Genomic DNA, 25,541 nt, shown 5'->3' on the forward strand with positions numbered 1-25,541 from the left:
CAAGTTCGTATCTATTAGGTAAGGAGGTGATCCAACCGCAGGTTCCCCTACGGTTACCTTGTTACGACTTCACCCCAGTCATGAATCACAAAGTGGTAAGCGCCCTCCCGAAGGTTAAGCTACCTACTTCTTTTGCAACCCACTCCCATGGTGTGACGGGCGGTGTGTACAAGGCCCGGGAACGTATTCACCGTAGCATTCTGATCTACGATTACTAGCGATTCCGACTTCACGGAGTCGAGTTGCAGACTCCGATCCGGACTACGACGCACTTTATGAGGTCCGCTTGCTCTCGCGAGGTCGCTTCTCTTTGTATGCGCCATTGTAGCACGTGTGTAGCCCTACTCGTAAGGGCCATGATGACTTGACGTCATCCCCACCTTCCTCCAGTTTATCACTGGCAGTCTCCTTTGAGTTCCCGGCCGAACCGCTGGCAACAAAGGATAAGGGTTGCGCTCGTTGCGGGACTTAACCCAACATTTCACAACACGAGCTGACGACAGCCATGCAGCACCTGTCTCAGAGTTCCCGAAGGCACTAAGCTATCTCTAGCAAATTCTCTGGATGTCAAGAGTAGGTAAGGTTCTTCGCGTTGCATCGAATTAAACCACATGCTCCACCGCTTGTGCGGGCCCCCGTCAATTCATTTGAGTTTTAACCTTGCGGCCGTACTCCCCAGGCGGTCGACTTAACGCGTTAGCTCCGGAAGCCACTCCTCAAGGGAACAACCTCCAAGTCGACATCGTTTACGGCGTGGACTACCAGGGTATCTAATCCTGTTTGCTCCCCACGCTTTCGCACCTGAGCGTCAGTCTTTGTCCAGGGGGCCGCCTTCGCCACCGGTATTCCTCCAGATCTCTACGCATTTCACCGCTACACCTGGAATTCTACCCCCCTCTACAAGACTCTAGCCTGCCAGTTTCGAATGCAGTTCCCAGGTTGAGCCCGGGGATTTCACATCCGACTTGACAGACCGCCTGCGTGCGCTTTACGCCCAGTAATTCCGATTAACGCTTGCACCCTCCGTATTACCGCGGCTGCTGGCACGGAGTTAGCCGGTGCTTCTTCTGCGAGTAACGTCAATCACTGCGGTTATTAACCACAATGCCTTCCTCCTCGCTGAAAGTACTTTACAACCCGAAGGCCTTCTTCATACACGCGGCATGGCTGCATCAGGCTTGCGCCCATTGTGCAATATTCCCCACTGCTGCCTCCCGTAGGAGTCTGGACCGTGTCTCAGTTCCAGTGTGGCTGGTCATCCTCTCAGACCAGCTAGGGATCGTCGCCTAGGTGAGCCATTACCTCACCTACTAGCTAATCCCATCTGGGCACATCTGATGGCAAGAGGCCCGAAGGTCCCCCTCTTTGGTCCGAAGACGTTATGCGGTATTAGCTACCGTTTCCAGTAGTTATCCCCCTCCATCAGGCAGTTTCCCAGACATTACTCACCCGTCCGCCGCTCGTCACCCAGAGAGCAAGCTCTCCTGTGCTACCGCTCGACTTGCATGTGTTAGGCCTGCCGCCAGCGTTCAATCTGAGCCATGATCAAACTCTTCAATTAAAAGCTTGATTTGCTTCAACTCGTGAAGCGGTGCTCAAAAATTAACTTTCGTAATAATTCAACTAAATGAATTACTGCTTGGTCACTCTTCAAGACTTGATATTTTTTTGATACCCGAAGGTATCTGAGATATCAATCCTGCGAGTGCCCACACAGATTGTCTGATAAATTGTTAAAGAGCAGTGAGTTAGGCGCTTTCGCTTGCTAACTCGAGGTGGCGTATATTACGCTTTCCTCTTTCAGAGTCAACCCTTAATTTCAGGATATTTGACTCTCATCGCCGCCGTTACTCTGTGATGTTGTTCACATGTTCCGTGTCGATGGAGGCGCATTATAGGGAGTTCTGCTGAGGCTGCAAGCCTAAATATGCAGTAATTTTACTGACTGCTGCATTCCACAGCAAAACCCCGCCTTATACGCAGTTGTGCACAAAGTTATCCACAAAAATTATCGACTCCCCTTGATAAACTCACCTCAAAGTCAGTAATAACGTCATCAGCAACACCAGAAACGCCCCATGAAGACGAATTTTTCTGCCTCACCGCTCGTTTATATCCTCCGCGAAGCCGAGGTTGGCGTTCCTAACCACGGGATCTGCCTTAAACATGCCATCTCCTGTTCTTCCTTCTATATATAGAAGGCATAAGAAGTTGGCGACATGGAGAGCAAGGCTTTTGATGGCAGCAGCATCGTGCGTGAATGTATCCGGTCTTTCTCAAGTGAACTGTTGTTACTGCCGAGCCACGATGAACCCCGCACGCATCGTTCCTTTATAAGTTGTAGTGGCCAACAAAAATTGGCCACTACATCAGAGCATTTCTAGAACCAAGGAACGTCCGCTTTTGGCTGTGAGTTCAACTGGTCGATGCAACGCTATTCTTAAACAATGAATGGCGCCTCGGAGATTGTCAGGCTGATTGCGCCAATTGCCGCTGCAGGACCTGCAGGCTAGTTCCCGCCCCCGCCCATGCAGCAGCCGAGCCGACCACATATAGGTTTTGCTTGGCGCGTGAGACGGCTACATTGATAATGTTTGGCGGGCTCGCCGCCCACTGACGCGCCCTTTGTTGGCTAGCTTTCGGCGCACCCAGCAGCAGGATGACAGTGTCCGCCTCTCGGCCCTGGAACGTGTGGATCGTGCCTACACGATCACGGCTCCACTCATCTAACTTTACGCCTAACGCCCGCAGCAGATCAGTCTCACTGTCGAGACGCCGACGCATGTTCTGCTCTACGATCTTGAATGGTGTGATGATAAAGACGTCAGGATTTGTAATGCCCGATGCTGCCAGCTCTTTGAGCATTCGTACAACCGCGTCGCCCTCGTCGGGGCACCACTTCGTCTCAGCATCGCCATTGACGTCGATCCAGCGAGCTCGCCCCAATGCCGAGCCGATTGGTCCAGGCCTTTTAGGCCCGACAGCATGGACCATCTGCCCGGCATAGGCGATGGAGTTAGAGACATCGAACATTGGGTTCTGGCAGCGCCTGTGAACGAGGAGTGGCAGCCCGACCTCTCGATCACCTACGTCTGTGACGAAGGTGGATTTGAAGCGCGATGCCTGATCCGCAAGGGTCTGCGTAGATGCAGCGGGGGCAGACCATTCGATCTGGTCAATGTCGAAGAACTTGCAGATTGCGGCGTTCAGCTTCTCAGGAAGCGAAACCACAGGTGGGATCTGCAACGGGTCGCCCACTACGATGGAGCGCTTTGCCCGCATGATCGCTCCAACTGCCGCCTGAGGAACGGCCTGGCCCGCTTCATCCACCAGCAGCCAGCCAATACTCTCTGGTGGCAGATCCCCGAACATCGTCCGGACAGAGGCGAACGTCGTGGACACAGTCGGCACCACCATGAAAAGACTCGACCAAAGATCGGGGAGGAGTTCACGATGAGCGGGAGACTGGAAGGCACCAGCCACCATGCCCGACATCAATAGCCCAAGATTGTGTTGCAAGCGGCTGGCCGAAGCATCGATGAACGCTTTATGCACAGCCAAGGCGGCGGCGAACAGGTCCTCACGCAGGCGATGAACCTCATCGGGAAGCCATGGCGCCGTCAGGTGGATAACCTCGTGCTCGCGCTCGAAGAACAGCTCGTCAACGACTCTGTCGCCCATGCGGTTTCGTGCCTGCGCCGCGGTCGCCTTCAATTCCGAGACTGCCTGCCATCTGCTGGAAATTCCATGGTCGAGTTGCTGTAACTGGGACTGAGCATTGCTCCACTCAGTCCTTGCAAGCTCCAAAGCGCCATCCGCAACCTGCACTAGTAGGGCTGATTGCTGCAAGGTTGCCGAAAGCTTCTGCAGTGTCGATCTCCACGATTTCCAGGCTGCAGTCCCGAATAAGCGGGAGAAGAAACCCGGACGGCCAGCAAGATGGCTATCGAGCAAGGTCTTGTCCCTCTCGACCTGCGACTTTGCCTTCTCCTGATCCCGATGGCAGGATTCCGCAATCTGGCGTGCCTGTTCGACGGCTTCATCCAGGCTCGGACGAAGCTGTTTCAGCTTTTGAAGTTCGATGGTCGCCCCCTTGAGCGCCCGGATATCCCCTCGCATCCCTTCGATGCTGGCGATTTCGGCGTCCACTGTCTCCTTGAGCTTAAGGAATGTGGTTCGCGCTTTGCGCCAAGCTGCAGCAGCGTCCGCTTCGTTGGTGCTGGGCCGCTCATTGACGACCACGCTGGGCATCACGCGATCAATGATTGCGCCAGTTTCTTCGTCCTTGATCTCACGCATGACGTTCATGCCGCGAGCTGCTTTCAGGTAGGTAAGGAAACCGCCGTCCTCATTCCACCAGAAACCCTGCTGGAACGCGCCTCGGTTGCTGCTCTTGCCGAGCGCGGCGGCGATCAATCCCCAGGTTTCGATAGGATCGGAGAGGGTGTCGCCCTCGGCTTCGAAATAGCCAGCGCGTTTGGGGTTCGCAATCAGGTCGCTGATGGACCGGAAGTAGGCGATCTGTTCATGGCGACCATTGGCTTCCTTGAGGGGAAGCTCTTTGCTGACGTTTTCGACCGCTTTGTTATTGGAGGACGCAACGACGATCTCATGGCCCTTCAAGGATGCATGTAACCTGTAGAAGTGCAGGAAGGCATTAGAGCCGAATGCCAGCTTCTCGCCTGTTGTGGAAAAAGCATCCTGCGGTTTGTTGAAGCCGGACATCGCAGTGGCCCGATCAAGAATGCAACCAACGACGATATCCCGGAGAAGAGTGGTCTTTCCGGTTCCCGGCGGCCCATTGACGCCAATGATACCCGGAGCATCAATCAGCTCAGCACGCGCTGCATTCACAGCGGCCTGTTGAAGCAGCACCAATGGATGGCCGCCTTGCGAAGGCCAACGAGCCTGCGGCATGAGCGACGGTGCGACGAACGGTTCGACTGCGGAAACGGGCGATAGCACATCGATTTTCTGGTCAGGCCTGCCAATTCCCATGTAGCGCCGCAAACCGGTTCCGGCTTTGCCCGCCTCGATCAATTCTGCTGCTTCGCCGAGATCTTCAAGATAGAAGGAATTCAGCAACGAAGGCTCAGGCGGCGCCTTGGCCTTGAAATGATGAAACACCTTGAGTACGAATGTGGGTGGTTCAACCAAATGCTCGGGCACACCGAACTGCGACACAAGCCATCTATGAGCGTTAAGAACGACATCCAGATCGATCGGTATGGGTTCTCCATCCTCGTTGTGGCGGCGAACCATCCGATCCAGACGCTCGATAATGCGCAGCTCTACTTTCGGCCAAGCCCCTAAGCTCCCGAGCTTCAGATCGAGTGCCGGCTTGAGCGCCCAGGCAAAACTGGAAACAGCGACGCCGTTGTCCTCAAGCACATAGCCTTCCTTGTCGATCAGGATCGAGCCGATGGCCGCTTTCTTGCCGTCCGGGCGTGAACGTTCCTCGTCCTCGCCAAAAACCTTGACCAGTTCGTCCGTCGCCTTGTCGAGAGCGATGGCGCCGAGGACGACCTCGAAATAAAGCCTATGGCTGGGCTTGCTACGGGCATTTGGTCCCCATGGAATGCCTCGATCCAATAGGGCAACCCTGGAGCGGTCGCCGGTTGCCATATCTTCTGGGCGCTTATAGCCTTGAGGCGACAGTGCTTCGAGGGCTATCCATGCTGCCAGTATCGCGCGCGCATCATTCGCCTTACCTGACGGAGAGAAAGACGGGAGCGGACCTGGGTCGATCTGGTCGTTGCCGAATTGCTGTAGCATGACAGGGCCCGGAGTAGCCTTCTGTCGCAGTTGCACTGCCGTTGCAGGCGCTTCACGGGGCACAACTTGGGAGGATTGCGTGGACGCCGAACCGGGATGACGCGCTGATGGACTGGAACCCGACATGGAGACCACGCTGCGACCGTTAAGTGCGGTTAGGGCTTGCTCGATTTTAGTCGTCAGCGTCCGCGCTTTGGCAGTGTTGCGAAATGTCAGCTCGTTCAACAGCCCTTCAAGTACACTAGCGTTGTTGCGCGACTGCTCGAAGATTGCTTCCAGATCGAAGATTGATTTTTGCGCATACTGCCTTGTCGTCATTTATTTCTGCTGCTCCATACCACTTCAGTTGAGAGATTTTATGCTAATTAGCTTGATTTCTAAAACTGTTAACTTCCGCTCACGGCCGACGTTCAGAACAGTGTCAAGACAGCGAACCTCATCCCTTACATCGTTAATCTCCCCCGCCCTTTCCTCTTCCAACTCAAAGCCATCGCACCTTACTAACCCAGAAGGGGCGCCTGCTCTGCACTAATATCCGCACTGCTCATACTCCATTGATAACAACAACTCTTCAGCACAACAAAGGAATACGATAATCACAACTCAAGGTGAAGGTGCTAAAAACTCGTTTGAGAACAATAAATTCAATAATATGAAAAAACTGTAATTTGCATTGAAAATCTTACTCATGGCGCTTGGCCACAAACACATGCTTGGTAAGATAAGTTATAAAACAGCACACTAGCTATCTAGTAAGCAATGTCACAGTAAAGGAAACTCACGATGGATCTTGTGGATAGTGTCGAAGCAGGCAAGCTGACGATCAGTGAATTGATTGATACCCTGGCGAAAGATAAAAATTACGCAGCTTCAAAGTGGGATCAGCGATACCGCGAATTTACGACCTTGCTACAGCAAACCTCAACTTTTACTGAGCCTGAAACGGATGATTTGGTCAAACGGCTTTGGTATGAACGTGGCAACGGTATTGCCAGTATTCGCCAGGGTGTTCCGTCTTTAGCGGAATATCAGCAAAGCCTGCCACTGCTCAGAGAATTAACCGAACGTATTCGTCAGCAGCCGGATGAAGCAACCTACCAATATGTTGGCGATGCTCTAAAGCAGGCCAAAGAAACCGGACTTCTGAAGCGTATGTATTGGAGTTTGAGAAATCGTGTCTTTGCCGCGTTTTCGCCAGAAACCTGCACCAGTACAGTGGATGAGAATGCGTTTACTAAAGCGGCAGATTTTCTGAATAAGAAATTCCACCTCGGTTTGGCACTGAACGGTAATTGGTTGCAGAAAAACAATGAATTGAAGCAAGCCATACACGCCCAATCTCCCAATGCAGATCCTTATTACGTGAATATGGCTATTTGGCATCTCTATGAATTATTACGCGAACGCGATAATGAACAGAGACAGGAGAAAGTATCCACCACCACATCAACAACCAGTAGTGAGCTCACCGAAATTAAGCCCCTCTCACATTCGCCAAGTAATGTGATCTTCTTTGGGCCCCCGGGCACTGGCAAGACCTTCACCTTGCAGCAAAAGATGAAAGAGTACACATCCCAAGCTGTCCCAGCCGATCTTGATGCCTGGCTGGATTCTCGTCTTGAATCGTTAAACTGGATGCAGGTCATTGTACTGGTACTGTTCGATCTAGGGAAACGAGCCAAAGTTCGCCAAATTATTGAGCATACGTGGTTTCAACGTAAGGCATTATTGAATGGTCGTAATGGTAACTTATCAAATACTGCCTGGGCTGCTTTGCAATCCTACACAGTTCCCGAGTCGTTAACCGTTGATTATAAGAATCGGCGTGAACCTGCTGTATTTAACAAAACAGATAAAAGCGAATGGTTGCTAGTTGATTCACAGCTCGAGCAAGTGGAGGATTTGGTTGAGCTCTACGCCGAACTTAAGCACGGTCCTAAATCTGCCGAAGCCATCCAGCGTTTTGCAGTGGTTACGTTCCACCAATCTTACGGCTATGAAGAATTTATTGAAGGTATCCGCGCTCGCTCTGACGAAAGTGGCAATATCTCTTACCCTATTGAGCCGGGTATCTTTATGCGCCTGTGTCAGCGTGCCAATGCCGATCCAGCACATCGCTACGCCATTTTCATTGATGAGATCAATCGCGGCAACATCTCCAAGATCTTTGGCGAGTTGATTTCGCTCATTGAAGTAGACAAGCGTGCGGGTATGTCCAATGCAATGAGCCTGCAACTGTCTTATAGCGGTGATCACTTCAGTGTACCTGGCAATGTCGACATCATCGGAGCCATGAACACTGCGGATCGTTCTTTAGCTCTAATGGACACGGCTTTGCGCCGTCGCTTTGACTTTGTCGAGATGATGCCTGATCTCTCTTTACTGAGTGGAACTAAGGTGAAAGGCATAGAACTCGAGTCGTTGTTAGAGAAACTCAACAGCCGCATCGAAGCACTTTACGATCGTGAACATACGCTAGGGCATGCGTTCTTTATGCCGGTAAAAAATGCACTCGATGCCGGTGATGAAGAAGCTGCGTTTAAACAATTGAAGATCGCATTCCAGAAAAAGATCATTCCGCTGTTGCAGGAATACTTTTTCGATGACTGGAACAAGATCAGGCTGGTGCTGGCAGACAACCAGAAACAAGACGACAGCCTGCAATTCGTGATTGAGAAAACCGACGATCTGGATACGCTTTTTGGTAACAATCATGCTTTACGACGCCATGATCAGCAATCGACAGCTTACGAGCTCGAAGCATTTGATGAAGAGATCTGGAATATGCCACAGGCTTACCGCGCTATTTATCAGCCACAGCAGACCACTCTTGATGAGCAGGCTTTAAACCATGGGTGAAGTGCTCTCTGTTTTTGAATATGACCTCCTAGGGAGTGGAAAAGCGGCTTCAGTTGGCGCAAAGCTGGTCCCTCAACAGGTCTTTGATTATTTAGAGACACTTAGCCTAACTAGCATTCAAGGAAGCCAGTTTCTCAAACTCACCTCTCGCTCAGGTTTTAAATTGCTTCAGGTGCAAAACTACGCGGGGATGCTTTCTACGCCTCACGGTTTCCAGCTTGAGATACTGCCCAAGATTGGTAAAAACCTCACGGCTGCGAGTGCAAGAGAAACATTCATCACGATGCTAAGCCACCTGCCAGGGTTTCGACATATTCAAACCCAGCAGGCCACTCTTCAGGCACAGCGCATGCCTTTGCTCGAGATTTTTATCAGCCAGTTTTTGCAAAGCGTCAGCCAATTGCTTAAACAAGGTTTGCGCTCCGACTATGTGAGCGAGCAAGGTAATCTGTCTTTTATGAAGGGCAAGCTGATGCTTTCCACACAGTTGCGGCATAACGTGGTGAATCGTCATAAGTTTTGTGTCGATTATGATGACTACATGCCGGATTGTTCAGCCAATCGGCTCTTACATTCAGCGCTGGATAAGCTACTTAGCCTGAAGCTTTCATCTGAGAATCAACGCTGGCTTTACGAACTGCGCTTTGCTTTTGACGGTATTCCACTGAGTCGGGATATTGAAAGCGATATAAACAGCCTACGCATTGAGCGTGGTATGGCTCATTACAGCGAGCCAATGGCCTGGGCACAGTTGATCCTCAGAGGGATGAGCCCAAGTGCCTTGCAGGGAAACACCAAAGCGATATCACTTTTGTTCCCTATGGAAGCGGTATTTGAGTCCTTTGTTGCACAAACCCTCCCCGACGAATTACCCCCTCAACTCAAAGTTAAATCGCAGGCTGCCACTTATTCCTTGGTGAAGCATGGGCCTAACGACTGCTTTAAACTTCGCCCAGACTTGTTGATTCAATCACGCCAACCGGTTCAAACCAAAATGGTGATGGATACAAAATGGAAGCTGGTGAATAACAACTCACAAAAAAAATCACTGTATGGGCTGGCGCAATCCGACTTCTATCAAATGTTTGCCTACGGCCAAAAGTATCTTAATGGGACTGGTGAAATGTACATGATCTACCCTGCGCATGATGACTTTAGCCAGCCGATACAGCAGCACTTTGCTTTCTCTGACACCTTAAGATTGTGGGTTGTGCCATATCGGATAATGGCAAAGCGCGGGGAGAGGATGATGTGGGCGAGTGATGTGTCCTGTACAATGAGACCCAACCCAGATCGGATGGCTGCTTCAGTATCCTATATTGGAGGCATGAGATGACCCATGAATACCAGCGACAAAGCCTGGAACAACTAATGACTCAGCAAACAGCAGCTCCCAGAAGCGCTGCCGTTGTATTTAATGAAAACCAAACTCTCTGGCAAACACTTGGCTTTAGCCAGTCTCAAGTTTCGCTATGGCTTGCCTCATTGCCTCAAAGTAATCATCTAAAAGAGTCCACAACGGCAACGTACCAGGTTACACCTGATGTTGCGGCACATTTAGTATCATTGTTACAACAAGCTGGTGGGCGCATGCCCCTGGCACAAGTACTGAAAAAGCTCCCTGCTGGTATTACGACCAGTGAACAGCAGATACGCAAACTGGCGCAAAAGCACGCGCAGATAGAGATTAAAGGCCCCTTGCTGGTATTGATAAATTAGCCGGCACTTGTAGTAACCATTGGCTGTATTAAAGGAATTTAGAAAACATCATGGCAAAAGAAGCAAAAGCAAAAAAACAAGACCCGCAACAGCAGCTAGAAGTACTGTTCAATAAACTAGTCAAACAGCATACCGAGTTTACTCAACCATTGGTTGAGCTATCCGAACACGAATTCGCCAAAGCAGGACTCCTTCAAGGCTTGGTCGAGGGCAACTTAACGCCACCTGTAATGATACTTGCGCTGGAGGAAGGCCATTGGGAATACGCGGCCGATACCGCAAAGTTTGATGATTTAGCCTATCAGTTCTTAAGTGATATTGAAGGTGACTGGCCGGTATTTGCCGTAGTGGACGATGGTATTAACCAACGCATTTTAGCCTTGTTTGGTGCAGATGGCTCCGACGGTACCCATGGTGTCGATACCCTGCCAAGTCTGGAAGAATTGCGTAGTTTTGACCGCATGGAACGCGACCAAACCTTCCGCTGGTCGATGCGTGTCTATACCCGCTTAATGCAGCGTTTTGATGCGTTTCATGAAAATGTTTATCGCGTCACCAAAGACAAGGTAAACGACAAGAACGACATCATCGAAGAAGTGGCTAAGTTACTGTTTTTAGAAAGCTTCCGAGTCCATCACGATGAAGACCTTACCTTTAAAGACGATGCGGGTAATACCCTGCGTTTTCGTGACGTCTATGATTGGCAATATGTGGCCAAACATGGCGATAAAGCCGTTGAACAAATCAAAGCCGCCTTTGAGGAATTTAAAAGCCACGAAGACTATGTAGTGATTTCGGATGATGGCTCACGTAATGCCATCTTTGGTAAAGAGACACACTTGCGCCTGTCGGTGGCGAAAAACTATCAAGACTTGCTCGAAGCTATCCAAAACTTAGGGCCAGTCAAAACCAACGATGGTAAAACCGCTAAAAAACACGGCACTTTAGGTGATGTGTCGGGTGATTTACTAGGCAGGGTGTTTGATGTCTTCCTACGCGCTAACTTTGAATCCAAAGGTGGCCTTGGTGTTTATTTGACGCCAAACCCAGTAAAACAGGCCATGCTGGAAATTGCCATGCACGACATCGACGATGACGATGAGATGCGGCCGCGTTTAGCCAATGGCGATTTTCGTTTCTGCGACCCAACCTGTGGCTCCTTTGGTTTTGGCTCGGTGGCGTTAAGCCAGATTGATAAATGGATCGACTTTAAACTGGTGCTGGCCGACGATAAAAAAAAGGCATTAAAACAGCTACTGCGTAAAAGTGCTTTTACCGGTGCCGATGCCGCACCGCGTATGGTCATGCTGGCTCGCGTGAATATGGCATTGCAAGGCGCCCCCAAAGCACAGATTTTCTATACCGATAACTCGCTCACCACTAACGCTCTGAAGCCCAATAGCTTTGATCTGATTTGCACCAACCCGCCGTTCGGTACGCCTAAATTTGATAAAGGCAAAAATGGTCAAAACTCAAAAGCCAATTACGAAGCCAATATGGAGCAAGTGCTCGGTGGTTTTCGCCCAGCTGAAAAAGTCGTTGATAGCTACAACGCCTGGTACGACCACGTAAAAATGAAATGGCAAGATATCGGCGATTTAGAGCTGGATGACAACGGCGAGCCTAAATGGGCAGGCTATCGTACCGATTTACGCAAAACGGGCGGTACTGATAAAAAGCCGTTTTACAGCCTGCAGCCTACAACCGGTGGGCTCGCGCTGGGCAGCAAACCCGACAGCAAGGGCAACTGGCAACCAGTAGGTGCCACCATTGATCCGGCCGTACTTTTTATCGACCGCTGCCTGCAACTGCTTAAACCCGGTGGCCGCCTGTTAATAGTGCTGCCCGATGGTATTTTATGTAATTCCGGTGACCGTTATGTCCGTGAGTACATTATGGGCAAAAAAGACGAAAAAACCGGCGAGTTTGTTGGCGGTAAAGCCATCGTCAAAGCAGTGATTTCTCTGCCAAGTGACTGCTTTAAGCTCTCCGGCACAGGCGCCAAAACCTCGATTTTGTATTTACAAAAACGCCATGCTAACCCCAACCAGCCAGAACAATTTTTGCCCGAGCCACAAACCGACGTTTTTATGGCAGTGGCTGAAACCTTGGGCTACGTGGTGAAAAACAACATCGAAGATTATAACGCCGGTGTTGCAAACGATCTGGATAAGATTGTTTCTGCTTATAAGCGTGGTGAATGATGGCGGAATTTAATCGTGTTGATTGTACCAGTTTAGATGTTAGTCGTTTAGATGCTGAATATTACGGCAACGTATATGTGGAAAACGCGGAGCTAATTGAGAAAAGTAGTACTAGCCTTACTTTAGAAGAGATGCGGGAGCGCAGTACACCTATACGACGTGGTATTGATATGCCTCAGTTTGTTGAAAATGAAAGCAGTCCCAAAATGGTAACAATTGCTTCTTTTGATGAGCCAGGCATTCAATTTGACCAACTCAAAAGAGTTTCTTTAGAACAACATAATGCGTTCAAAGGTTCTCATATACAACCCGATGATTTACTTGTCGCTATGGGGGGGTATGCAGGAAAAGCAGCAATTTGCCCTCAAGACACAGAAAATTGCAACATAGGTAGGCACACAGCGAGAATTAAGATCGATCCAACAATCGCAGATGCTAGATATATTTGGGCATTTATCACATGCAGGATTGGCACTTTACAATTTGAACGTTATGTCACGGGGTCCGTTCAAGCAGGCATAAACCTGGAAGACATTAGAAATATTAAGATATCGGTACCATGCCCTGAGGCCCAAAAATACATCGGGGATAAAGTTCGCCAAGCCGAGCTGTTGCGCGCTTGGGCGAAGCGACTGGCGCTTTCTATTGAGGACTTACTGACTTCTAGCGATGATTATTTATCAGCTTGCCGAACGCCTGAAAAGAAAATCACTAGACCGCAATTGATTGATTTATCTAACCGGCTAGATCCTAAGTATTATGGGAACAAAGCAATTGCAGTTCATCGTTTCACACGCAAAACAGGTACGCCGCTGGCGGCTTTAATTAAGTCAGTTGCAAATGGTTTTGAAGAACGCTCATTTATAGAAAATGGCCTAGCTTATATTACTGTTTCAGAGGTTTCATCAGGTCGGCTGGACGCGCAATCTGCACCTAAAATCAGTAAAAGCATTGATGTTCCCCAAAAAGCGGTAATTCATGAAACTTGCGTATTAGTTGTACGCACTGGCTCAATCGGAACAGCCGTTAAAGTACATGCCTTAGATAAAGGCTGCACAATTAGTAGTCATCTAATCCGATTAGAATTCGAAGATGAGGAAACCGCAGCAGCTGTTGCTGTATTCCTAAATTCATCAGCTGGCAAAGTGTTACTGCATAAAATTAGCTATGGTGCTGTGCAACCACAAATAGGGCAAGAAGAGTTGCTAGCTCTGAATATTCCTGAGTATGTACTAAATGAAAAAACACAGTATCTAGCATTACTAAATAGTTATGAGCTCGCTATAAGGGCTTCTAAAAGCCTTACGGTTTCAGCAAAAAATCTCGTCGAATCCCTAATCGAAGGCCAACTGACCGAGCAACAATTAATCCAGGCCCAACAAGCCCTGGAAGATGGCGACAACAGCTTAGACCAGGCGATTTTAAGCAAACTAAGTGCTGAGGGTTATGCCATTGAAGGCGCCACACCGCTATTTAGCGATGTGGATGAGTTATACAGTTTGCTGGAAGATGCGGCACAAGCTGAGGCTGAAGAATAAAGATGGTGACAAGGGGCATAGACAGCAGTACCACCAGGCAAAATAACGACAAGTTATATAGCGAAGCGGCACTTAACCTCTGCCAGCTGCTGTGGCAACAAGGTGGTTTAATCGCCAACAAAGCCGCGTTGTTACTGGCGGCTGTGCCTGCCCTTAGGCCACTGTTACAACCAATAATACAGCCGAAAAAGAACGACGCTGAAACTGATATCGTTAGCGCCTATAGCCTCACTGCGCCATTGCTTGATGCCTTTAACGATTTAAGCCAGTCAGGTGAATGGCAATTAGCGTTGTTAGGCTTAAACCCAGACGTTCGCCAACATTGGATAAATTTAGCCGCCGCTCGCTGCCAGGAAGCAGGCGCGATGAATGACCCAATGGTATTGGTTAAACTCATTCAGCAACTGGGCAATGCCAGTGAATGGGTCTTAGCCCAGTTGGAAAACTCAGACACCACGCCACAAATCATTGCTGGCCCTTTGGCGCAAACCGAACGCGATTTACTCGGCCATAGCCTAAACGACAACGCTGCCATTCCCGCTTTATGTCGTATTTTGCGCGCCTGTCATACCTTGCTGACGCTAAGCGAACAAAATGAACCTTCAGCACCTATTCAAACGGTGGATATCACCGCAAAACAACTGGCAAATAACTGGTGTTGCGGACGTTTGCTAGCACTCCCTATTACCTTGCTTAATGAACATGACCTGAAACCCAATGCCGATTGGTTATTGGTGTCCCACTCAGGTCATGACAAAGTGCCGCTTATCGAGCTATTCGCCCAACAGCCCTGGTTATTTTTACTCAGTCTGATTACCTTTGTGCAAGACGCCTGGGCTGCTGAGCAACGTGGCGGTTTGTTGCTCAACTTACCTGCCGGGCAAAATGCCTTTGCACCCGGCCAAATAAATATGGCGGTACAGGGCATTGAAGGTGATGAAGTGAGCCTGGGCAGTTTGGCTGAGTTTCTTGTGCTTCTGCTCGGTGAGCTCAATATCACCCTCTACCCGGCACTCGATGCGAACACAGAAAGCATCAACCACCTAAACCGCGTCCTAAGCTCATTCATTGCCGAATTGCTGACACAAAAAATCTGGCAATTTACCGAAGTCGGCCGTGGCGAATCCGGCCAATACCGAATTCACACAAGCTTCAGCGATGACTGTTACAGCCTGCCGTTAGCACCGCTTTTTAGCTACAAAAGCCAAACTTTACAACGGGCCATTAAGCAACTGGCGCAAAACTGCTATGCCAATAAAAAACGCGCCACCAATAGAATAAACCTTCAAGGATCTTCGTTATGAGTTTTGAATTAAACGAACAGATGGTTGATAGCCTGGCAAAACAACATCGCTGGGCGGCGACGGGCGTATCAGATTACCCACCTCGCGACCCGTTAGTGGGCCAGAGCCGTTTTTTTAAACGCTTTCAAACCTTTTTGCATACGGTGGATCACGACGATGATCGCTTTGCCCATGTGTTTGCCGTCGAAGCCGAATGGGGCCGGGGTAAATCACGTTTAGGCCATGAATTGGTCGCGCAAATTAACGACTGTTCCAGGGGCTGGTTTGTCCGCGACGAACAAGGCCAACTGCACGATAAGCAGCTGTTTAATCGCGATACGCAAGATAAATACCTCGCGCTCTACATTCGCTATTCGCAAGTGGCATCAGATTATCAAAACTCGGATAACTGGTTTGCTTTTGGTTTATACCAGGCGCTATTACCACTGGCCACCCAAACCTTTGATGGATCGATTCAAAGTGAAATTGCCAAACAAGCCTATGAACGCTTAATGCCATTTGGCTTTAAATCTCAACTGTTAGCAGATGCCTTACAGCTGAACGCCAACCACAGCGAAGAAGACCTCTATACTGACCAAACGCTGGTAGTAAGTTTGGTGCAAGCCGCCTATCAAGTATTAAAGAGCTTTGGCGTGCAGTATATGTTGGTGGTGCTGGACGAGCTGGAAACCGTGGCCGAAGCCGCCACCTTTGGCCTGGAAGACGAACAAGATAAACGCCTCGATGGCCAGGCCATTCGCCTGATAGGTAAAGCAATTAAAGAGGAAGACCCGCGTCGTAAACTTCCATGGTTGCGCTATGTGGCGCTGTGCTCACCACTGCTTGGCCAGCAATTGCGCGAAATTCAATCGGTCGCACGCCGCTTTGAATTAGTGGAACTTGAGCATAACGCCTTTGCCGATGTATCAGACTATGTGGCAAGCCTCTTAAAAGACGGCAAGCTGGGTTTTAATTACCCTGCTGGTTTAGTGGAAGCTGCGTACGCCATGAGTGGTGCCAACTTCGGTTGGTTTAACGTGGTCATGGCTAATGTGGATGCGGTGCTGAGTCAATACCAACAAGCAGGCCGCAGTATCAAGGATGTGGGCGATTTATTTGAAGCTGTGCTGGCAGGTTCTGGCCGCGTGGCCAGGCATGTGCTGGATAAAGGCGCGATAGAAGGCATTCAAACCCGCGACCAGGCACTATTGGCCGAATGCCGTAGTTTGCTCTACGGCCAATTACCCGTGCGCTTAACTGAAGTGAGCCATGCCACTGAATTGCTGGCGCTGAAAAACGAAGATCTGGAACCCATAGCCGCTCATTACCGCAAACTGAGCATTGACCGCCTACAGTGCCGACAAGCCCTGGAGCAAGCCAAATTCCGCCGCGATAAAGATGAATGGTACTACCCGGCCGTAGATCAGGCGCTGAGCTTAGATACCTTGCTGGATAACCTGCGTACTTTTTCGATTAAAGAACAAACCGCAAGCGGCGATAAAGGCGCGATATTACTGCCATTGTCAAAAGGTGAGTTTAAATACTTACTCAGCTTGCTGTATGACCACCCAGCGATTGAATTTGCTGCCGATGCCTTATGGCACAAGTTAGTGGGCGAAACTACCGAGCTGGACGCCAGCGAAGCAACACATATTGGCCCCAGTGTAGCGATGTTACTGCGCCTGGATTTGCGCTATCGCAGTGCCCAGCAAAATTCGCTGATTTTTAAAGATCCCGCCATGGGCGATGGTCATGAACAGGCTATGAGTGAACTTAGCAAACAAAGTAGCCAGAAGCCGCTCATCAAGGCATTAGCCCGTGTAACGGGCTTTGTGAGATTACTGGATAACAACTGGCGCTATGATGAAAACTTGCTGAGTAATAAAACGGGCAGCGACGATGCACCTCTGGCCATTTTAACCGAGCCCCGTGGCCGCCAAAGTGGTTTATTTACCCTAGATAGTTTTAAGCTTCACCCAGACGGCAAAGCCTTGTTTGCTTGGGTCAGTAACCTAATAGAGCTGAACAGTCTTCACACCTTTTCGGCAAACCACAGCCACCAAAATGGTCGCACGCCGGTATTAGCGTTAACCGCTTCTGCACATCTCATGGAGCAATACAGCCGACTGGATGAAAGAAATGAATTGCGTGATGCGATACTGCTGCATTATGTCAACCCAAGCGAAGCAGACCAGTTAGAGCGTATTGGCTTAAGTCTGGCAGCATGCCAGTTGCACAGTGTGAATTTAACTGCCGACAGCTTTACCGCAAAATTCAAAAACAAGCTGCATGCCCTGACTACCTTTGCTACGGATGCCATTCACAAGTGGCGCCAGCGTTTGCAGCAGCGCGGTTTAATTGCCTGGCCGTTAAAGGTAGATGGTAAGTTATCACTGAATGACCGCGACCTGTTGTTTAAAGGCTGGTACCAGCTTGCCATTGCTCACCCTGAGTTAAACGGCATTCTCGATTTACAGCAGCAACACGGCGTGCCAGTGAATGAGCTGAGCAGCTTGTTGGATAAACTTAAAGTGCCGGGCAGCTATATTGCCAAAGGCTACACGGCCGATGAACATGCCGGGCTATTTACTGAACTTAATAATGTGCAGCGAAGCCAGGCGCAGATCCCATTATTTTTAGCCCGTATTGCTCACCCTAATAAAAAGCACAAGTGGGAATTCGGAGGCTTTAAGCAGCAGTTTTATTTCGCCTATGTGGCTGAAACTAGCATTACCGCCAAAGGCGTGTTTAACGACTGGATGTGGTGGTGTGGCGAGCTGAACTTACTCACTTTAACCAATCCAACAGAAAAACAGGCAATTTGGGAGCACTACCCGCGCTCCCGCTTAGAAAATGCCATTACCGAAGCACAAAACTGGTTCAGTGGTAACGGTATGGGCAGCTACGCAGCCAATGTGGAAGTCATAAGACGCGTGTATGGTTATGCACGCATTAATGAAATGTTCGCGCCACTGGGGACAAATAAGCTGGGTTTTGTCACCGTGGAAGCTAAAGAGCAGCTGGAAAAAGCACAATCACTATTTAACGAGCTCAAACAACAAGAAGAACAACTGGCTGATATTGCCGAGGCCAGCGACACACAAGTACTGGCGGGGCTTATCCACAAGCGTGCTGAAGTGTTGGCGTTGGTGGCAAAGGTCAAACCGCTTAATAGCACTAAGCCCATGCTAAAAGACGCCCATATTCTCAGCTTAGAAGATAAAACGGCCTCGCTTTATCAACGGATTGAACAGGCCTGCTTATTTGCCGAATTTGTCGAGCACAGTGCTGAGCGCATCAATAGCCGACTCGCTGATTTAATCATAGATGTTGAAACAGAGTGTGCCCCGCTTACGCATTTCCCGAAACGTCTGTACACCAACACCCTGCGCACCATAGGCCATATTTTAGACGGCGCGTTAAAAGACGATACCAGCAGTGCCACTGGCCAAAAAGAGCAGCAAGCAGACAGCGATACCTTACTGCATTACCTGCGTAAACTCGATTTAGGTAAAGCACAAGACAAGCTTTCAGCCTTAGCGCAAGAAGTGGGTTTAAACCTGCACAGTGAACAACAGCTGCCGATAGCCGAGACCCAGGGACATATTTTGTCTGGCTACCGCAACTGCAAAGAGCGATTTGGGAAGCTGATTAATAACCTCGCAGAGCAAAACCAACGCGCCCAACAGTTGCAACAATGGCTTAGTAGCGCCACGGCTGAGTATGAGTACGCTGATGACATTGCAGAGCTACCAAAACTGATAATGAAGTTACAGCTCATTGAAGACGCTATTGCCGATCTCCCCAGCGATGCAGAGAGTAAGCGTCAAAGTATGCAAAACAGTTTGCGCAATGGGCAGTTTTCATCGTTACGGGATTTACCAGAAGAGCTTTTAAAACCGGCACGCGGTCAAATTACACCGATTCAAGGCCAGCTACTTAAAATTGAAGAGCGTCTAAACCAAGTAAGACGCAGCTCCATCGAGCAAGTAAACAGCTGGTTGCCGTTATTAAAACCGCTATTGGCTTCTCAAAAGCAAGCGGAACCAGCAGCGTTGACTCTTGGGGATGTGAGCAATTTGAGTGTCAGTGAACTTCAATTGGTGTGTGATAGCACCCTGGCCAATTGGCAAAATCAGGGTGAGCAAATATTAAAGGATACAGGCTTAACACTGGCGGATTGGCAACCGATTTATCAAGCTTTGAGCCAAAACCAAGAACCCGCGTTAACACCTGAGCAACAGAAAGGACTTGTAGACAAAGGCATTGTAAAAATGCGCCTTACCTTTGCCACTGGTTTATAGAGGTGACGCGATGAGTCTTTATTTATCTGCGGCACTGGCCAGTAATCGTAAAGGCCGTTTTTTGCAAACTGTTGCAGGGGCAACCCCCTTAACGACGGATTGGATTAGCTCGCCGCCAGCCAGCGGTTTGTTGTTAGTACAAGCAGAAGAGTTGACTGACACTAATACTTTGCAGTGCCTGTATCACTGGGCTATGCAGGCAGGCTGTGCCGCTTTGGTAATAAACCCGAAAGCTGAACAATTTACCTTATTAGCGCAATTGCCCTCCCCACTGGATTGGCAATTAGTACCAGCGACTTTGAGGATGCAGGAACCGGGGCTAAGCGCTTTGCTAACCAGTGAAACAGACCAGGCTATTGCTGGCTTTACTGGCAGTGCAGATCGCCACCAACACCAGGCCGGCGATGTGGTGCATACCCGCTATATACGAAAACACAGCAACAGTGGGCTATTAGCCTTTACCACGTTACCTCTGTGGTCGCTGAATTTACTCGATCATAGTGAGCTTTTAGTGTGCTGGTTGAATTGGTTTGTGGACCACGCAGGCATTGCCGAACAAATCATCGAACATAAAGCACCATCAACTGACTACACACCCGATAAGCACGATCTGGTTGTATTGCTACTACTCTACGCTGGAAGTGGCATGAGCTTACAAGCGCTGTCTGAGCATAATGCGGTTAAGCTGATGTTTGATGTCAACAGCCTTGATATTGTCAAGCGGGGTGAGATGTTGCGGCAGCACGATTTTATCGACGAAGCGGGCATAACAGCAACCGGTAAAACATGCCTACAAGCCTCGCAATATTGGGCTTATGCTCCATTACTTAGCGAGCAGTTACACACAGGAGCGCTATAAGCATGAATGAGAACAAAACGATGAATTTAGCGCAATCTCTCGCCATCGATAGCCAGCTTCGCTTACCGGGAAGTGCGGGACGCTTGCTTAAACAGGTCCGTGATATTGAGCAAGTGGCGCCGCTGTTCCGTGATGCTGGCTTAGTGAAAGCGGTCCCGAAGCCCACAATCGTTAATTTACGCGTAGCTGGTGTTGCGACTAAATCGTGCTTAGACAAAGTATTGGGTGGTTTTATTTATGCCAGTGCAGCAGTGCTCACAGATTTACTCATAGATGATAATAAAGTCAGCACGGTGGGTAGCGACTCGGTATCAGAACTGGACGATATTGATTTTGAAGCACAGCGTAAACGACTTGATTTAATTGAAATTCGTCAGGCGTATCAGTTAGTTGAAAAAAAACTTTTAAGTTATGAGCCTGGCGATTTAATTTTGCTGGATACGCCGTTGTTTTTAGCACGGGATATGGCTCCGCTCGAGCGCAATGTCCGTCATAAACAAGAGTACGAAAAAACCAGGCAAGTGATAGAAGCTTTTTGGCAAAACCATCGCTCTAAACTTTTCCCCTGGAATCAAAATGGTGTAGTGCTTGCAAGCATTTTGGCTGAGCGCTTTAGTGCAATTGTAAGTATCGCCAAACAAGATTTACGTACTGAACAAGGCCGCAAACAAATTTTAGCATCTGATGGGTTTTCTAAAGAGTTGATGCAAAATCTGGCAGGGCTGGATGAAAGTTTGGTGGGCGTGGGGGATTTGCGTTTTATCAATGGCATTTTAGGCAACTATTCGCGCACCATCGCATTTCGTTTGTCTGAACAAGAAAACCGCATTGAACCCAACATTGAAGCTAAGCAAGGGTTAATTGGTTTTCACTTCCGTAGTGCCCGAGTCGGGCAGATAAAAATGGTGCAGTTAGCGGGTGACGAACCAGAATGGAAAAGTGCTGATTTCGATTTAGTTGCCTCTCGCCTGATGGTGCTGGATATGCAAAACAAAGGTCATGCAATGCCGTTGCCACAATTACTTGGCTATCAACAGCTTGGTATTTTACCGAAATTTGCTACGTTTTATCGCCATGGTTTACACCAGGCACTGAAGAATAATGATATTGAGACAGGATGGTTGGCAGGCCTGGATGAGGGATTGAATAATGGCTTATAAAGTTTTAGGTAAATTAGTCGGTAACACCGGTGATGCCAGCCAGTTAACTATGGTTGTGCAAGACTCGTTTTCAGTTCGCCGTGGTGAGTTTGTACGCATTATGCACCAGGAACGCAAAGATGAGGGGCAAGTCGCCGTACTGGGGCGAGTGACCAAGATCAGTCGTACCAATATGCTCTATAACGCCGGCTTTGGCGATGGTCTGACTGAGCTTGAGCTTTTGCCCGGTGCGAATGTAACCGGTGAGAATATGTTTGCTCAGGTCGAATTGGTTGGTTACCGCGATCCTGTGACTCGTCAGATCAAAATTCCACGTCGCCCACTTAACCCTGGTACCGCTGTTGAAACCGTCGATTTTCAGTTTTTAAGTGATTTTTACGAATTTAATGAACACTCCAGTTTGCACTTGGGCAACTTAGTAGGCTACGACAAAGGCGAGAATACGGTTCCGGTTTTTATTGACGTCAACAAATTGGTCACTGAGCACCTGGCTGTTCTGGCGATGACGGGGTCAGGTAAGTCTTATACTGTTGGCCGCATTATAGAACGTTTAGTCGCGGTTAATAACGGCACGGTGGTGGTATTTGACCCACATGGTGAATACGGTAAAGCCCTCGCTGGTGGTAATCTGCAATTCTCAAGCTTCTTAGATGCAACTGACGATAAGCGTGATCAAGAAGCACTGCCACTGATTAAACAGACCTTTGAAAAGCTGCAAGCCGTCGGTGCGGGTATTCAGGTTTACTCACCGCAACACGAGTCTTTTAAACATAAATACGCCAGCAAGAACACACCATTAGCGCTTCAGTTCGACCATTTCGAAATGGACGATATTGCTGAAATATTACCTGGCTTAACGGAACCGCAGCAACGAGTACTCGATGTTGCAATTCGTTATTGGCGCTCTGCTGATAAGACAGAGCCACGAGATATTAACCGCCTGCGCTTCTTATTAGGTGATGGCATTGAAGAGTTAAAAGAGTGGGACGACCTTTCCGAAGCTGAGGCAAAGGCGTTATCGGGCCGTAGTGCCGCCGTCGCCTCGATGAAGCTTTCACGCGTGCTTAATGAAGCCAAAAGTTTTTACAGTGCAACGATGGCTGAACCAACTGATATTTACAAAATGGTGGGGCGCCCGAGCAATCAACAGGGGCGTTTAGTCGTTGTTGACTTACAAGGTTTGAGTGATACCGCTAAGCAAGTCGTTTGTGCACTGTTATCTAGTGAAATATTAAAAGCAGCATCTAGCAAGACGGACCCGCTGCGCCCATGCTTTATCATTTACGAAGAAGGCCATAATTTTGCTCCGGCCGGTGGCAATGCAGTCAGTCACCGCATTATTAAAAAGATTGCCGGTGAAGGTCGTAAATTTGGTGTTGGATTTGGCATTGTGAGCCAGCGTCCATCGAAATTGGACTCGGATGTGACTTCTCAGTGCAACACGCTGATTACAATGCGCTTAAAGAACCCAGATGATCAACGCTTTATAGCTAAAGCATCAGATATGGTGAGTAAAGCCGACCTGGAGGAACTTCCGAGTTTATCAACTGGAGAGGCTCTAGTATGTGGTCGTTCAATCCCCGCTCCACTGCTTGTTAAAGTCGGTAGTAAGGCATTAATTCACGGTGGAGAATCACCGGAAGTCTTGCGCGTTTGGGGCTCTTTCAATGGCTAAGCTGCCTATGCCTGAAGTTGCTTGGGTAAATGAAACTTTTCCACTATTAGCAAGCGGTAAGCTACTGGACCAAGATGTATTGGTCCACAGCTTAGGCTGCAGTGTTTGGAATACATTTGGGCATGAGCAGTCATTTATGGCGGTGGTGGAATGCCCAGCACCAGGCACATTTGGCGCTGATATTCGCTCAGACTCGGGTTGGTTTCATAAAGCTTCAGCATCGCCTCTGTGTTTAATTGAATTTGAACGCTTTGATGGTTCTGCGAAAGGACAGCAAAAGCTAGAAGAAAAATTAAAAAACTTGCTGGAAGCAGCACAGCGCTGGAATCATTCCCCCAAAACCCTGGCCCTCAGTGCCTGGAGTCAAGGCTTAGTAGGTGCACCTGATACCCAAAAACTGAAAGACATTTGCCGCATGGGTTTTACTTCGTCCACTGGTACCCAAGTAAGCGCTGCTCCTGATGTTGAGGTGGTGTTTAGTCGCTTTTTATTTATCAAAAATCTGAGCATGATTGCTTTGGACAGAATTCACTATGAGGTGTTGATGTGAATATAAAATCAGCACATTTTTTGCCAGGGACGAATAAACGCCTTGGTGACAAATACCTGTTACTTGAATGCCTTGGTGATGGCAGTCATGGCTGGGTATGGCGGGCGGAGCGCCTGCAAGATGGAAAAATTGTCGCAGTAAAAATCCCTAAGGATATTACTCGGGAAGACCGCCAGCTTGCCGAAGGTAAAGAACTTTTAGACGTCGAGCCGCACGAGAATATTGTGCAAATTTTTGATATGGGCCGTATAGATAATGAATGGTTCTATATTGAAATGGAGTATTTCCCCAGCCAAACCCTGGCGCAAAAGCTCGATGACAGGCAGCGTAATTTTGGCCAGACATATGAACGGTTGTTCAAAATATATCGTCAAGTGCTCTGTGCTGTGCATTATTTGGCCAAACTCCCGGTACCAATATCCCATGGTGATATTAAGCCGCATAATATTTTGGTTGGTGAACGTGATCTGGTGAAGTTAACAGATTTTGGTAGCTCAGCTTTACCAGAAGAAATTTACGTTCGTACCCGAGAAAATGGCGGGACTGTGTTGTACTCAGCCCCAGAGTTCTCCAACGTTGATAGCCGTAGAGGCAGTCTTGAAGAGCTACTGTTGGGCGATATCTATAGTTTAGGTGTATTGCTTTACCAGCTGCTGACAGGAAAGCTTCCCCATGATACGCCAGCACAAGTTCAGCGCCACGCACCTTTCAAGCTTCCGACAGAGATTAATAGCTCTATTCATACCGACCTAGAGCAAGTGGTTCTTACCTGCTTACAAAAACGAGCAGAGGATCGCTTTTCAACTATTTCCGACTTAATTCATGCATTTGATGCAGCTACCACTAAGCAACTAAAAGTTGGTGCTATTGCTCCCGTTTTTCAGACTAAACCTGATCAAGACTGGTCAAGTGCGGTACTTGAAGCAATGTCCGATCAGTCTTACCAAAAGGCTGCTCAGTTAGCGTCACAGGAGTATAGCCGCAGTAAAGATCTGCAGGCTCTACATCAGCAACTTATTGCCTTGTACCGCGCCAATCGCTTGTTCGACTTTGAAAAAGTTGTAGAAGACAATAAAGCGATCTTGCTCGAGGGTAAATTGACTCAACCAGCGGATTTATTCGAGCTGATAGTTAAGACAAACCTACAGTTGCGCAATATCAGTCAAGCAAAATGCTGGTTGTTACAACGAAAGCAAGCTGAAGCAGAAAACTCGGCGACCATGTATTTAGAATCTTCTATCCTTGGCCTTGAAGCGAAATATCCTGAAGCAAGAGCACTCTTGGAGAAAGTGAACCAAACAACTCCAATGAAGTTCCATGTGTTAAGCCAACTCGTTTTAGTTTGCGAGCAAATGCGTGATTACTCTGGTGCTGCGGCTTATTTGAAAGCGGCATTGCGAGTAGCACCGTTGGATACCAACATGAAAGAGAAAAAAGAACTGTATGCAAAGCTTGGGGTTATTTGATTGAAAAGATGACCATTGTACAAAAAGTATATATTGGATATTTAACACTTCCGTTCACATATCGGACAAAAAAATAAAGTTTTACATAACGATTTCCTTCTTGATTGAGTAAAGACAAAAGCCTCCCCCCCCATTAGGGCGGAGGCTTC

Annotated in this window: 13 protein-coding genes and 1 rRNA gene; 12 read left to right on the top strand and 2 right to left on the bottom strand. The window is 48.7% G+C overall.

What is annotated here, in order from left to right:
- Nucleotides 1-19: 19 nt before the first annotated feature.
- Nucleotides 20-1,561 (bottom strand): 16S ribosomal RNA (locus MNO13_RS21210).
- A 908-nt stretch (nt 1,562-2,469) separates the two neighbouring features.
- Nucleotides 2,470-6,093 (bottom strand): DEAD/DEAH box helicase, encoded by a 3,624-nt coding sequence (locus tag MNO13_RS21215; protein ID WP_241939257.1) that lies wholly within the window; start codon nt 6,091-6,093, stop codon nt 2,470-2,472.
- A 465-nt stretch (nt 6,094-6,558) separates the two neighbouring features.
- On the opposite strand from MNO13_RS21215, the gene MNO13_RS21220 reads away from it, so the two are divergent.
- Genes MNO13_RS21220 through MNO13_RS21275 form a run of 12 tightly spaced genes read left to right on the top strand, consistent with a single transcriptional unit; the run spans nt 6,559 to nt 25,392 of the window.
- Nucleotides 6,559-8,634 (top strand): McrB family protein, encoded by a 2,076-nt coding sequence (locus MNO13_RS21220; RefSeq protein WP_241939258.1) that lies wholly within the window; start codon nt 6,559-6,561, stop codon nt 8,632-8,634.
- Entirely contained in the window at nt 8,627-9,970 is a 1,344-nt protein-coding gene (locus MNO13_RS21225) for an McrC family protein (RefSeq protein WP_241939259.1), read from the top strand. The genes MNO13_RS21220 and MNO13_RS21225 overlap by 8 nt, the downstream gene beginning before the upstream one ends.
- Nucleotides 9,967-10,353: a hypothetical protein gene (locus MNO13_RS21230; RefSeq protein ID WP_338423818.1), complete on the top strand. Its 387-nt coding sequence runs from the start codon at nt 9,967-9,969 to the stop codon at nt 10,351-10,353. The genes MNO13_RS21225 and MNO13_RS21230 overlap by 4 nt, the downstream gene beginning before the upstream one ends.
- Before the next feature lie 50 nt (nt 10,354-10,403).
- Nucleotides 10,404-12,557, top strand: coding sequence for an HsdM family class I SAM-dependent methyltransferase (locus tag MNO13_RS21235; protein WP_241939261.1), 2,154 nt, complete (start codon nt 10,404-10,406; stop codon nt 12,555-12,557).
- Nucleotides 12,554-14,095, top strand: a complete 1,542-nt coding sequence (locus tag MNO13_RS21240; RefSeq protein WP_241939262.1) for a restriction endonuclease subunit S — start codon at nt 12,554-12,556, stop codon at nt 14,093-14,095. Before MNO13_RS21235 ends, MNO13_RS21240 begins: the two co-directional genes overlap by 4 nt.
- Nucleotides 14,096-14,097: 2 nt before the next feature.
- The gene (locus tag MNO13_RS21245) at nt 14,098-15,399 is read left to right on the top strand and encodes a hypothetical protein (protein WP_241939263.1); all 1,302 of its coding nucleotides are present in this window, start codon (nt 14,098-14,100) and stop codon (nt 15,397-15,399) included.
- On the top strand, nt 15,396-19,682 hold the full coding sequence (locus tag MNO13_RS21250) for a hypothetical protein (RefSeq protein WP_241939264.1): 4,287 nt from the start codon (nt 15,396-15,398) through the stop codon (nt 19,680-19,682). Before MNO13_RS21245 ends, MNO13_RS21250 begins: the two co-directional genes overlap by 4 nt.
- A 10-nt stretch (nt 19,683-19,692) precedes the next feature.
- Nucleotides 19,693-20,541, top strand: a complete 849-nt coding sequence (locus tag MNO13_RS21255) for a hypothetical protein (protein ID WP_241939265.1) — start codon at nt 19,693-19,695, stop codon at nt 20,539-20,541.
- Between the two features lie 2 nt (nt 20,542-20,543).
- Nucleotides 20,544-21,701, top strand: coding sequence for a hypothetical protein (locus tag MNO13_RS21260; protein ID WP_241939266.1), 1,158 nt, complete (start codon nt 20,544-20,546; stop codon nt 21,699-21,701).
- The gene (locus MNO13_RS21265; protein ID WP_241939267.1) at nt 21,691-23,376 is read left to right on the top strand and encodes an ATP-binding protein; all 1,686 of its coding nucleotides are present in this window, start codon (nt 21,691-21,693) and stop codon (nt 23,374-23,376) included. The genes MNO13_RS21260 and MNO13_RS21265 overlap by 11 nt, the downstream gene beginning before the upstream one ends.
- A complete protein-coding gene (locus tag MNO13_RS21270) occupies nt 23,369-23,926 on the top strand; it encodes a hypothetical protein (protein ID WP_241939268.1) in 558 nt (185 codons plus the stop codon). Before MNO13_RS21265 ends, MNO13_RS21270 begins: the two co-directional genes overlap by 8 nt.
- Nucleotides 23,923-25,392, top strand: a complete 1,470-nt coding sequence (locus MNO13_RS21275) for a serine/threonine-protein kinase (RefSeq protein WP_241939269.1) — start codon at nt 23,923-23,925, stop codon at nt 25,390-25,392. The genes MNO13_RS21270 and MNO13_RS21275 overlap by 4 nt, the downstream gene beginning before the upstream one ends.
- Nucleotides 25,393-25,541 lie beyond the last annotated feature (149 nt).

The sequence above is a fragment of the Buttiauxella ferragutiae genome (genome assembly GCF_022637515.1).
In the GTDB taxonomy this organism is placed as follows: Bacteria; Pseudomonadota; Gammaproteobacteria; order Enterobacterales; family Enterobacteriaceae; genus Buttiauxella; species Buttiauxella ferragutiae.